General features: G+C 40.7%; 10 protein-coding genes. 1 reads left to right on the top strand and 9 read right to left on the bottom strand.

Features of this window, described 5'->3' with window-relative positions:
- Positions 1-5: 5 nt before the first annotated feature.
- The 4 genes from LC091_RS12870 to LC091_RS12855 form a co-directional block, all read right to left on the bottom strand.
- Positions 6-137, bottom strand: a complete 132-nt coding sequence (locus LC091_RS12870; protein WP_226682444.1) for a DUF3231 family protein — start codon at positions 135-137, stop codon at positions 6-8.
- A gap of 38 nt (positions 138-175) precedes the next feature.
- The gene (locus LC091_RS12865; protein WP_226682443.1) at positions 176-1,027 is read right to left on the bottom strand and encodes a VOC family protein; all 852 of its coding nucleotides are present in this window, start codon (positions 1,025-1,027) and stop codon (positions 176-178) included.
- 149 nt (positions 1,028-1,176) lie between these two features.
- On the bottom strand, positions 1,177-1,686 hold the full coding sequence (locus tag LC091_RS12860) for a DinB family protein (protein WP_226682442.1): 510 nt from the start codon (positions 1,684-1,686) through the stop codon (positions 1,177-1,179).
- Positions 1,687-2,032: 346 nt separating this feature from the next.
- Positions 2,033-3,454, bottom strand: a complete 1,422-nt coding sequence (locus tag LC091_RS12855; protein ID WP_226682441.1) for an alanine/glycine:cation symporter family protein — start codon at positions 3,452-3,454, stop codon at positions 2,033-2,035.
- A 355-nt stretch (positions 3,455-3,809) separates the two neighbouring features.
- Here LC091_RS12855 and LC091_RS12850 point away from each other — a divergent pair, with 355 nt between their 5' ends.
- Entirely contained in the window at positions 3,810-3,992 is a 183-nt protein-coding gene (locus LC091_RS12850) for a hypothetical protein (RefSeq protein ID WP_010198405.1), read from the top strand.
- Between the two features lie 125 nt (positions 3,993-4,117).
- Here the strand turns inward: LC091_RS12850 and LC091_RS12845 are convergent, their stop codons facing one another.
- The 5 genes from LC091_RS12845 to LC091_RS12825 all read right to left on the bottom strand — a co-directional run bounded on the left by LC091_RS12845 (position 4,118) and on the right by LC091_RS12825 (position 11,800).
- Positions 4,118-6,181 carry a sigma-54 interaction domain-containing protein gene (locus LC091_RS12845; protein ID WP_226682440.1) on the bottom strand — a complete coding sequence of 688 codons (2,064 nt, stop codon included), beginning with the start codon at positions 6,179-6,181 and terminating at the stop codon, positions 4,118-4,120.
- Between the two features lie 71 nt (positions 6,182-6,252).
- Positions 6,253-7,422: a beta-aspartyl-peptidase gene (iadA, locus tag LC091_RS12840; RefSeq protein WP_226682439.1), complete on the bottom strand. Its 1,170-nt coding sequence runs from the start codon at positions 7,420-7,422 to the stop codon at positions 6,253-6,255.
- 27 nt (positions 7,423-7,449) lie between these two features.
- On the bottom strand, positions 7,450-9,828 hold the full coding sequence (locus LC091_RS12835) for a cyanophycinase (RefSeq protein WP_226682438.1): 2,379 nt from the start codon (positions 9,826-9,828) through the stop codon (positions 7,450-7,452).
- Positions 9,801-10,820: an ABC transporter ATP-binding protein gene (locus LC091_RS12830; RefSeq protein WP_226682437.1), complete on the bottom strand. Its 1,020-nt coding sequence runs from the start codon at positions 10,818-10,820 to the stop codon at positions 9,801-9,803. Before LC091_RS12830 ends, LC091_RS12835 begins: the two co-directional genes overlap by 28 nt.
- Entirely contained in the window at positions 10,817-11,800 is a 984-nt protein-coding gene (locus LC091_RS12825; protein ID WP_226682436.1) for an ABC transporter ATP-binding protein, read from the bottom strand. The genes LC091_RS12830 and LC091_RS12825 overlap by 4 nt, the downstream gene beginning before the upstream one ends.
- Between the last annotated feature and the right edge of the window lies 1 nt (position 11,801).

The raw sequence follows: 11,801 nt of genomic DNA, 5'->3' as shown, positions 1-11,801 counted from the left end.
CTTCTTTATTCTTGCAGCTTCTCGCGATCCAATGATTGCGGTGGCTGTTCCATCCACCCTCTTCTTATCAGCATTTCCAGTCCATTTTCTCCATATTTTGCTACATCCATCATAGCTTCCAATAATTTATACGACATAGAAAAAACAGACCCTTTTTAGAAGTCTATTTTGATGGTTAAACCAATTTTATTCTATTTCCTGAAGAGTCCTTTGTAAAATATTGGCCATCTAATTCCTCTACTTTATACCCTAATGATGTTAGCCTATCAACTGCAGCCTGCTTCTTTTCTTCATTTGAAAATACCAATGAGAACCATACAAGACCTACGGAATTTTCTTCTGGTGCCGGTGCTCCTACCCCATTCCATGTATTCAGTCCGATATGATGATGGTATCGTTCCGTTGAGATAAACAAAGCTTGCGCTCCATATCGAGTGACAACTTCAAACCCTAGCCCTTTTGTATAAAACTGCTCGGTATCTTTTAGTTCAGAAACGTGAAGGTGTATATGTCCCATCACTGTTTCTTTAGGTAGACCATTCCACTTGGTATCTTGACCCTCTTTTAACACGTCTTCCACATCAAGAGCAATAGATGCCATCTCCACTTCTGATCCGTTCCAATTCCATTCATCTGACGGACGATCCCTGTATATTTCAATCCCGTTTCCGTCCGGATCCGCCAAATATAATGCCTCACTGACAAGATGATCTGAAGCCCCTTGGAGGCGCACACCCTTGGCGATAAAATGATGGATGATGCTACCAAGATCTGCCCGTGAAGGTAAAAGAATCGCAAAATGATAAAGACCGGTGGTGCGTTGCGGCTTTGTTTTAATATTCTTTGGTTGTACGATAGTCAACAACGGAGTATGGCCATTTGCCGTAAATACCGCTTGAGTTTCCGTTTGTTCTAAAAGTTTAAAACCAATTATGGTTGTATAAAATTCAATAGAACGTTGAAGATTTTTTACATTTATCATGACATCCTGCACATAGGTGGTAGGGCTTTGATGGAAGTGTTTCATATATAGGTTCCTCCTTGCTTTCGTTTTTACTTTGAATTTAAATATCTTGAATTAAAGATATTTTATCACATATATACTAAATTAGATACATTTATTTTAGAGAAAAATAGGGTCTGCCCCTAAAAGCGAGACAAACCCTATTTTTTCCTTTATATGAGTTGATTTTCCTCTGTCACTTTGCTCCAAAGGTCCTCTGTTCCAACGGCACGCTTAAGAGTATTAATTGCACCTTGATGCAACCCCTCATGCCAAATAGCAAAGCTCAGCAGCTCCCCAAGCGTAGTAAGCTCATGGTCACCCAATTTGAAAGGTTGTTGTATTCTTTCTTCCAGCTTTCCTGCAAAGTCTTTTTGGATACGGATAGGCTGTTCAACTAAATAGTTCCTAATCTCTTGCAACGTAGGAGCCTCTGTCTCCCATTCATAAGGGCTTGATCCCATGGCAAACAGCTCAAGGTAACTTTTGGGCACATGATGACCTTCACCAATGAACGGATAGAGCAATGTATCTTGTGAAACGAAAATATGTCCCAAATTCCATCTGATTGAATTTTTAACATTTCTCGGCATCTCATCTGCAAGTTTTTCCGTGGTGGCATCAAGAGCCGCAATGGTTCTCTTTCGTACAAACTGCATTTGCTTAAATAGCAATTCTTCCATCTTTTCATCCCCTATGTATTTAAAATTGAATGGAGTTCTCCTTTATACTTCTTCATATTTAAATAAAACCCTTCTTAATTGGTCTCGTTAGGGATTGGAGATTCTTGTTACAAAATGTCGAACGGCATGCATTTTGGATTTTTGGAAAGTATTTTCTTTGTTTTGGAAAATAAATTAGAAGTTACGGCTCGTATTTTTTGTCGAATGGAAAATAAATTAGCCGCTTCGGAAAATAAATACCAATACGCTTTCAATTATGCAGCAAGATTCGTTAATCTATCTAATAAACAAAGAAAAAAGCCGCAGGATCACCTAGATCCCGCAGCTACATATAACATTTTTCCTTCTAAGCACCTTTTTCCTCAGCACTTGCCGACTCATCTTCCCAGCATTCTGTATTCTCTAACCCCTTAATATTACTTGCGTAGAATACAGGATCTTTTCCTTCTTTACGCTGCTTCAGATAATCCTTCAAAACAGCAAGAGCAATTTTCCCGATAAAGGCCAATGCCACAAGGTTGGTGATAGCCATCAAGGCCATGAACAAGTCAGCAAGGTTCCACACCATGCTCAGGCTTGCAACAGAACCAAAGACAGTCATTCCAAGCACCGCAAAGCGGAAAATCATGATGGCTGTTTTGCTTTCTTTAATAAATTCAATATTGGATTCTCCATAATAATAGTTTCCAATAATCGAACTAAAGCAGAATAACAAAATGGCGATAGCGATAAAGATACTTGCCCAAGGCCCAACATGTTCTGCTAACGCCACTTGGGTCAACTGGATTCCTTCCATCTTTTCCCCACCAGGAATCCCTGCAAGCAGGATAATGAAGGCTGTTGCACTACATATTAAAATAGTATCCACAAATACTCCAAGCGTCTGAATGAATCCTTGCTTTGCTGGGTGACTTACATCTGCAGTTGCCGCTGCAACGGGAGCACTACCCATACCTGCTTCATTGGAAAACAGACCTCGTTTTACACCATTCATTATAGCAGCACCGATACCACCAGCAACCGCTTCGTTAAAACCAAAGGCACTTGATACTATCACACCGATCAGTCCAGGAATTTCCCCGATATTGATTGCGATGACATATAGCGCCAGCAGTAAATAAGACACAGCCATTACCGGTACAACGATTTGTGAAACTTTAGCAATTCTTTTTACTCCGCCGAAAATTACCATTGCAACAATTGCTGTGAGAACTAGCCCAAGCACTAAGCGATTCACTCCAAAGGCTTCGTTAAATGCAACGGTAATGGTGTTCGCTTGGACAGATGTAAATGCCAAACCGAAGCAAAAAGTAATCAAGACAGCGAATAAAACACCCATCCACCGTGCTCCCATTGCCTTTTGCATATAGTACGCTGGACCACCTTTAAAGCCGCTTTTATCCTTTACTTTATAAACCTGTGCTAGTGTACTCTCAATAAAACTCAATGACGCACCAAATAGGGCAACTACCCACATCCAAAATACGGCACCAGGCCCTCCAAGCGAAATGGCGATTGCCACACCTGCAAGGTTCCCTGTACCTATTCTAGTTGCTGCACTGATACAGAAGGCGCCAAAAGATGACACTCTCTTTTTTGCTTCATTTGAAGTTGGGCTTTCTTTTAATAAACGAAACATCTCCCCCAACTGTGTAAACTGAACAAATTTTGATTGCAAAGAAAAATAGATTCCAAGGCCAACCAATAACGCAATAAGAACATAGGACCAAAGAATTTCATTACTCCATTCAATAATTGTGTCTATCATGCTGTTCACACCTCTTCTGTAGTAGTTGACACACTTGTAATATTGGTAACGTTTCCAATATTTGTTTCCAATAAAAATATTTAATAGAAAAGCTTTAAAGTTTTCCTATTAAATACTTTTATCACTGATACTGTTGTTATTACAGACCAGTTTGTGAAAATGACAAGTGTTATATAATACTTTTATAACTTTATCACTATACTAAGATAGTTTCAACAATAATTATTGAATTACATACTTTCTCTATTTTCAGAATATAATCTTTTCTATAGAAACCCAATAAATTCTTATTACCTTTCTTTGCAGAAATGGTTTATACTAAGTTTACTAATATGGACCATTAGGAGGCAGCTATATGACAGAAAGTAACGAACCAAAGAAGATCAGTCTGCAAGAAGCGATGAAAAAGCAATTAGAAAATAAAAAGAAGCAGGCAGCAGGCGGTAAAGGAAACTTCAATGGAGCACAAGGAACACAAAAAATGAAAAGCCAACAAACGAAAAAACCAAGCAACACCAGAAGAAAAATGGGCGTCTAAAGAAGATTTCAAGTATTATAAACCTTCCGTTGATTGAAGTGGAAGGCGCGGAGACGCCCGCAGGCAAGCGAAGCGCCTGGAACGGAAATCAACTGGAAAGGCAGTAAGCGGAGTCATTCATCCACTTACTGCCTTTTTTTCATATGGAAGGTTTTTTCCCCGAAGACGGTTAACCTCGTCCCTTGTCTCCCCCGCTTTTTCTCAATCAACCCCATCTTTTCTAGAGTTTCAAGCCTTGACCGCACTTGTTGCTCCGTTAAGAATCTCCCACCACTTCTAGTTACTTCTGAAATTTTCACCCGACTGACCGTTTCCCCACTCCGTTGCATTTTATAGATGATATCTACTAGGTCGCTTAATTCTTCACTCAATTCTTCTTGCATGTACGGAACTTCCGCTGACTCCAGCGTAGCCGCTACTTCTTTCATACTCTTTTTTGCCTGCTGAAAAAACCCTTCATTTGGTATATTTTCTACCTTAATCGTATTCTCTTCACACACAGCGAGCATATAATCGAGGGTATTTTTTAGTTCACGTATATTTCCGTACCAGTCATATTCTTTTAGTCTCTCCAACACTTCAACTTCCAAATTAATCGATGGTTGATTACTTTGTTGAATAAAGTGATGGATGAGGTGTACAATATCTTCCTTTCGTTTGCGAAGAGCAGGAAGCTGCAAGAATAAGACTTTTAAACGATGATATAAGTCTTCCCTAAATTTCCCCTCTTCCATTAAGGAGAGTAAGTCCTTGTTTGTGGCCGCTACCACTCGAACATCTACAGGAATGATTTTGTTTCCACCTATGCGGAGTAGCTCTTTTTCCTGAAGAACACGAAGCAATCTTGCTTGGACCTTCAAGCTGACATCTCCTATTTCATCTAAGAAAATGGTACCGCCATTCGCCTGTTCAAAAAGACCCTTTCTTCCGCCTTTTTTCGCTCCAGAGAATGCACCTTCTTCATATCCAAAAAGTTCACTTTCCACAAGATCTTCTGGAAGAGCACTGAAATTGACAGCGAGAAATGGTCCATTGCTACGGGGAGAGGCATTGTGTATGGAGCTTGCAAACAACTCTTTGCCTGTACCGCTCTCCCCTTGTATGAGGATCGTTAATTCAGTTTTGGCAAGCTTACGAGCTATTTCCTTGGTACTCAATAATTCTGGATGACTACCAACTATATCCTCGAAGTGATACTTTCCATAGAATCCCTTTTTAACTAACTCTCTTTTCAATTGTTTTTCCATCTCGATTGTTTCACTTGCATCTTTAAATGTGACGACCACGGTCCCTTGAGGATCTATCATGAAACGGTGTACCATAAAGTTCATAGAGTTGATGGTAAAGTAACCGTCCGCTTCTTCCTCTCGTTTGTTCATAATGAAATCATACAAATCACGATCAGAAACTACATCACGAACATGTCGATCGACCGCTTTTTTCATTGGAATTCGAAGGAACCGCTCCATTATTTCATTGAAGACGGTAATTCTACCAAGCTGATTAATGGCCAGAATTCCATCATTCACTCCATTAACCACCTTTTTCAGATGATCACTGATTTTATTCGCTTCTTGGTTTGCGTCCCCTAATCTTTTACTTAATCTTGTAATCGTGCTTATGTACTTACTTGATACCTGATCCTGTTTTTCCTCTAAAAGACCCAATCTATTTAATATGGTAATGATAGTAGTTATGTCGATGAGTCTTGGACCTATATTGATTACTTCTGCCACATAAGGTGGAACAAGGTCCAGCTCGCCTGGCGTAATAGCTATCTTTACTTGTTCTTGTTGCTTTTTCCCAGGAAAATATGGGATTAACTGAAGATGGTTGATTCCCAGAATCTCAAAGGAAGAGATTGCTTCCTGGACCGTTTCCGGAAAATCATTCACATAAAGGACTTTCTCGCCTCTTGCCACACTGTATATTTTGTCAATATTAAGAAAATTAACGATTCGTCTCGCTACTAATACGGTACAATTGTCTCCGATATATTCTTTCGCTTCCTCCTCTATTAGATGAGAGGATAGGATAATGAGTTGATTGTGAACCTTTGTTACTTTGTGGGCATCAACAGAATAGCTGCGAATCCGGATAAAGTCGCCGATGATTTCGTTCAATTGGGTATCAAGTGTTCTTCTCGTTTCTTCAGACCCGGCTAATAGAGTCAATTCCTTTGCTTTCATTCCAAACTCACACCTCCGTCTATAGAAAAACACTGTCCTTTTCAGCAACAGTGTTTTTCTACCATTATAGCTTATTCGAATGTTCCTTTTACAAGCAGTTTTTTATTCCACATCATTTTTTGACCAAGTGCAATGACAGCTTCAATTTCATAAGTGGCGTCATTCAAAATAACAAGATCTGCGTCTTTTCCTACTTCAAGTGTCCCTTTGGAAGTTAAGCGTAATACTTTAGCAGGGTTTTCGGTAATAACCTTCAATGCATCCGCGGTCTGTACACCTTCTTCCAAGATGGCATCTTTTACTTCTTTGAATAAGGATGTAACCCTCCCTAATTGCAAACCGATGAATTCGCCATTTTCATCAAATTCCGGCAAGCTTGCCTGGCCATCTGAAGAGAAGGTAATCTGTCCGATTGGTACATCTTTATCGAGCATTTCTTTCAAGCCGACACTGCATTTCGTTTCACCCTGTTCAAGAAACTTAGCAATACTAGAAGTGGTAAAGTCCACATAGCCGCCTTTTTTTGCATGTTCTATTCCTGCTTCAAACAACTCCCTATTACGGTTGATATGGGTAGGTAAAAACTGACGGACGGGAATATCTGTTTTTTCTATAACTTCTTCTAATATTGATAGTTTGCTAACACTGTCTCCAAGATGCATATTCACGATTCCTGCTTTACCAGAAAGCATTCCACCGACCCGAGCAGCAGCCGCGATTTTTGCAATTTCTTCATAATTTGGTTGGGAAGAACGGTGATCGGCAATCGCTATCTCTCCAACTCCAATAATCTCCTCTATTAAAATCAGATCATCTTCAATCATTCCAGTCAGTGTTTTGACAGGAACCTGATAGGAACCTGTGTGCACATAACAACTGATACCTTCTTCTTTTAACGCTTTAGCTTTTGCTACAAGACTTGTCATGGTACGAGTGGTGCCGTCTGTGCCAATGACTCCAACAAGTGTGGTGATTCCACCTTTTATGGCATCCGACAACACAAGCTCAGGGGTGCGGGTCCGATAGCTTCCTTCGCCCCCTCCGCCCATTATGTGGACGTGATTATCAATAAAGCCCGGTACGATAAGTTGACCTGTTACATCAAGCACTTCTATATGTGCTGACTCTTCAAAATGTATGCTATCTTCTATTGCCGCAATTCTTTTATCGACAATTAGTATATCTTTTTTCCCAAGATAATCAGGACTGTAAACGGTCCCGTTTTTTAATAACTTAATCATGTAAGAAGTCTCCTTCAGTTTTTCATCCTATTCCACCCAAAGTGATAATTTAATATTGGTGACGGTTCCTTTTTTATAAGAAGTTATGGCTTTAGGCCCATAATTCACATCACTTTGGAAGTATTTTGAATTATCATCCTTTGCCCATTGTATCGCAAAAACCGATTCAGATGCATCACCTTTTACAGTAGTTACCTGTTCCGTTTCAGAGCTCTTAGCAAAAGAAAGCAGGGATTTGGTAGATTCATACTCTCCACCGAATAGATTTGGACTTTGATATAGAGTATCTACACTTCCATCCCATTCCTTTTTATTTTCAGCAGGGATGACTTCTTTCGTGACCATATGGAAGGTATCTCCTTCTGTCAAGTAATGCAACATCACAGCTTCTACTTCAAATCCTGGCGTTGCACCTTTTTCATTGAAAGTTGCACCACTTGCATCAAGAATCCATACCCCATTCTCGCCTACTACTTCTCCTATATCTCCTTTAATTTCGAGAGCAGTGCCCTCATCCAATCCTACTCCAACTTCATGACCAGTATCGCGCATGGCGACAAGCAAACGGCCGAGCCTTCCACGCATATCAAAGTGCGTGTCGGTTAGAATGTTTTCAACAAGTCCAAGCCCTGCTATCTGAAAATTATTGTCTTTAAGAGTTGGATCAAGAAAGCCTGTCAGTGGTACATCAGCGATGTTTTTCACTTCTGTATCATTTATGACTAACGCTTCATAACTCCTCCCCACACCAAACATCGGGTTACTCATTACATGTGCACCTGCACTTGTACCTGCTATCACTCCGCCATTATCGTGAACGTACTGGATTGCTTCCAAAAGAGGAGTCGGTGTTCCATCATCTTCAAGCAAAGACCTTGCATGCTTCATTTGGTCTCCCCCTTGAAGCATTACTGCATGACTGCTTTTCACAAGATTAACGAAATACTCGTCATAAGCCACAAAGTCGAAAGTGTCTATGGCAAGTGGTATATAAACCGGTTCAAAGCCTTTATCCCTAAACTCGGTTTCTAGGGCTTCATAAGGTCCATCATCAAGGTGGTAATGGTCATACGCAATATCTACAGAATCTCTAGAACTATTAAAAATGGCGATTCTCGGGCGCTTGACACCGGATGCTTTCCGAATGGCGTTAAAGTATGCATCCGTATCCCCTGTCGCACCTCCAGCAGGAAGCAAGGTCCCGACACCGTCCCCAATAGCTTCCAGAGGTACAGGCATAGTTTTGATATTGATCATTTTAAGAGATTTACTAGATCCAAGTACTTCTTCTTCACTCACCGCTGTCACATAAGCATAATATAGCTCATTGCCGAGTTTATTGCCCTCTATCGTTTTTTGATTTGGAGCAAAGGACACCGGCTCATTTCCAATCTCATTTAGCGAGAGTAACTTCCCTCTATTCTCTCGTTGCAATTCTTTGAGGAATTCTACATCCCCACTACTAATAAGAGGATCCACGAGTTTGGTTAGTCCTTTTGAAGAATAGGATAAGAAATAGTGCGTGACTTTTTCATGATTTACTTGTTCAAAAGTAACTGAGTAATCTTCAATTTTATTTCCATCACCAATCAAGTCTACTGAAGTAGGGTAAGGCTTGACGCTAATGGTTCTGTCCGCACCTGTCATTCCCAATACTCCATCCTCTCCAAGTGTTGCTGCATAGGCATAATACTTGCCAATATCCAAAGAATTTCCAGTCATTACATCCAACTGACCGGAACGGAAAGTATTCCCTCCTCCGTCTGCATAACTCAGGTTTGTAATCTTAAAAAATTTATCTTTATTCGCTCCTTCAGTTTGTGAAGTTAAATGTTGCTCTATTTCTTCAGGAGTCAAGTTCATTACGTAATTCCAGACTTCATAAAAACTCTCCTTGGAATAGAACATCAAATATGCTTTAACCTCATCCATCACATCCGCTTTTTGAAACCCAAGCTTGTAATCTTCTATATTCAGGCCATTCCCTGTTTGAATCAGTGTGACATCTTTCAAGTCGTAGTTTGGATGTTCAACAAAAAGCTTGTAGGTATCTTTTTTACCTTTTGGCGTAAAAACATCAATTTGCACCACTTTCTTAGTTGGCGAAAATTCTACCTTCACTTTCTTCCGATGGTTTACTTTCACCCCGTCTACTGACAGCTTAGCATTAACAGCTACAGGAGTGATCGTTAATAACAGTTTGTCTTCCTTCGTTTTCACAATATAATCTTTAACCTCTGCACTAAACTCACCTTCAAGTTGCCCGTTATGCACGAGTACATCCTTCAAGTCTGTTTGATGGACATGGGAAGGCTTAGCATAACCGCTTGTTGCAGGAAATAATAAAGCACCACATAGCAAAACAGCAAGCATCTTCGTTAAACGTTTCCACTGCTTTTTGAGCATGAGGATACCTCCATTGTATTATTTTCCAAAGAATATAAGTGACAAGCGACTTGATGCCCATCCGAGTGTTGCATTAACTCAGGGCGTTCGGTATGGCAATGCGCCATCACTTTAGGACATCTTCCTACAAATGCACAACCTTTTGGTGGATCGACAGGAGAAGGTACGTCGCCTTGAAGTATGATTCTTTCCTTCCGCTCTCTCGGGTTCGAAATCGGAATGGCATCAATCAATGATTCCGTATAGGGATGAAGTCTTTTTTCAAAAATCTTGTCAGCTTCTCCAATCTCTACAATCCTGCCTAAATACATCACCGCAACCCGATTACATAAATGCTGAACAACACTTAAATCATGAGAGATAAATAAATAGGTCAGCCCAAACCCTTCCTGCAAATCCTTTAATAGATTCAAAATTTGTGCCTGGATGGAAACATCAAGAGCCGCGACCGGTTCATCGGCAATTATCAATTTCGGTTTTAAGATAAGTGCCCGGGCAATTCCTATACGTTGCCTTTGTCCTCCAGAAAATTCATGCGCATATCGATGAAGGTAGTTTTTATTCAAACCACATACCTCCATAATATCTTCCATCAACTTACGTCTTTTGCTTCTCTCCACACCATGAGCTTTTAAGGGCTCAGCCAAAATTTGCTCCACTGTCAGGCGAGGGTTAAGAGATGCATAAGGATCCTGAAAGACCAGTTGCATGTCTTTTCTCCTTCTTCGCATCTCCTTCACCGACAGCTCCTGCAAACTCTCCCCTTCGAATAGAACCTTCCCCTCTGTCGTTTTAAGCAGCTGGGCAACTCCTCTGCCTGTTGTAGATTTTCCACAACCGGACTCTCCCACCAATCCAAGCGTCTCTCCTTCATTTATCGTAAAAGAAACACTGTCAACTGCTTTGACATGAGAAACAACCTTTTGTCTTATGCCTTTTTTAATTGGAAAATAAATCTTAAGGTCTTTCACTTCTAATAGTGGATTACTCATACAGTCACACTCCTATCTGCATGAAGCCAGCACCTGCAGGAATGACCTTTTTTAACTTCAAGTAGCTCCGGGTCCTCTTCCCTGCACAACGGTATCGTCTTACTGCAGCGATCAGCAAAACGGCATCCCTGTGTAATCGTTCCAGCCAACGGAACCTGTCCCGGAATGGAACGCAGTCGGTCCCGTTTTTCCCCAAGCTTTGGAATCGATTCTAGCAGTCCAATCGTATAAGGATGCTTAGGGTTATTGAACAGTGTATCGACATCCGTCTCCTCCACGATTTCTCCTGCATACATGACAATAACCCTGTCACACATTTCTGCAATCACTCCAAGGTCATGGGTGATCAGCATGATAGCTGTGTCGGTTTTCTTTTTTAAATCTTTCATCAGATGTAGAATTTGCGCCTGGATGGTTACGTCCAATGCTGTTGTCGGTTCGTCTGCAATCAATAGCTTAGGTTGACAAGCAAGCCCCATTGCTATCATCACACGCTGACGCATACCACCTGAGAGCTCAAACGGATAAGCTTCATATATTTGTTCTGCACGAGGAATACCAACAAGTTTCAACATGTCTATCGAACGCTCTCGTGCCGCTTTTTTTGTTATGTCATTATGTAAAAGCAACACTTCGTCCAATTGCTTTCCAATGGTAAATACAGGGTTAAGGGAAGTCATTGGCTCTTGAAAAATCATAGAGATCTCGTTACCTCTAATTTTCCTCATATCCCTTTCTTTCTTTTGCAACAGATTTTCTCCTTGATAATGGATGGAACCACCAGTTATTTTCCCTGGAGGCGATGGCAAGAGCCTCATGATAGATAGGGACGTAACACTTTTCCCACACCCAGATTCCCCGACAATACCAAGCGTTTCTCCCTTGTGTACGTCAAAAGATATCCCGTTTACCACCTTTAACTGCTTTCCATCACTCTTGAAGCTAACCTCTAAATCCTTAATTTCTAGCACTTTTTCCATC

It is taken from the genome of Sutcliffiella horikoshii (assembly GCF_020524325.1).
Taxonomy (GTDB): domain Bacteria; phylum Bacillota; class Bacilli; order Bacillales; family Bacillaceae_I; genus Sutcliffiella_A; species Sutcliffiella_A horikoshii_D.
This window is presented reverse-complemented; position numbering and strand designations above follow the sequence as displayed.

What these genes read in the sequence shown, in the direction of transcription:
- LC091_RS12870 (WP_226682444.1), bottom strand. Translation starts at nt 137, where the DNA reads ATGTCGTATAAATTATTGGAAGCTATGATGGATGTAGCAAAATATGGA.
- LC091_RS12865 (WP_226682443.1), bottom strand. Translation starts at nt 1,027, where the DNA reads ATGAAACACTTCCATCAAAGCCCTACCACCTATGTGCAGGATGTCATG.
- LC091_RS12860 (WP_226682442.1), bottom strand. Translation starts at nt 1,686, where the DNA reads ATGGAAGAATTGCTATTTAAGCAAATGCAGTTTGTACGAAAGAGAACC.
- LC091_RS12855 (WP_226682441.1), bottom strand. Translation starts at nt 3,454, where the DNA reads ATGATAGACACAATTATTGAATGGAGTAATGAAATTCTTTGGTCCTAT.
- LC091_RS12850 (WP_010198405.1), top strand. Translation starts at nt 3,810, where the DNA reads ATGACAGAAAGTAACGAACCAAAGAAGATCAGTCTGCAAGAAGCGATG.
- LC091_RS12845 (WP_226682440.1), bottom strand. Translation starts at nt 6,181, where the DNA reads ATGAAAGCAAAGGAATTGACTCTATTAGCCGGGTCTGAAGAAACGAGA.
- iadA (WP_226682439.1), bottom strand. Translation starts at nt 7,422, where the DNA reads ATGATTAAGTTATTAAAAAACGGGACCGTTTACAGTCCTGATTATCTT.
- LC091_RS12835 (WP_226682438.1), bottom strand. Translation starts at nt 9,828, where the DNA reads ATGCTCAAAAAGCAGTGGAAACGTTTAACGAAGATGCTTGCTGTTTTG.
- LC091_RS12830 (WP_226682437.1), bottom strand. Translation starts at nt 10,820, where the DNA reads ATGAGTAATCCACTATTAGAAGTGAAAGACCTTAAGATTTATTTTCCA.
- LC091_RS12825 (WP_226682436.1), bottom strand. Translation starts at nt 11,800, where the DNA reads ATGGAAAAAGTGCTAGAAATTAAGGATTTAGAGGTTAGCTTCAAGAGT.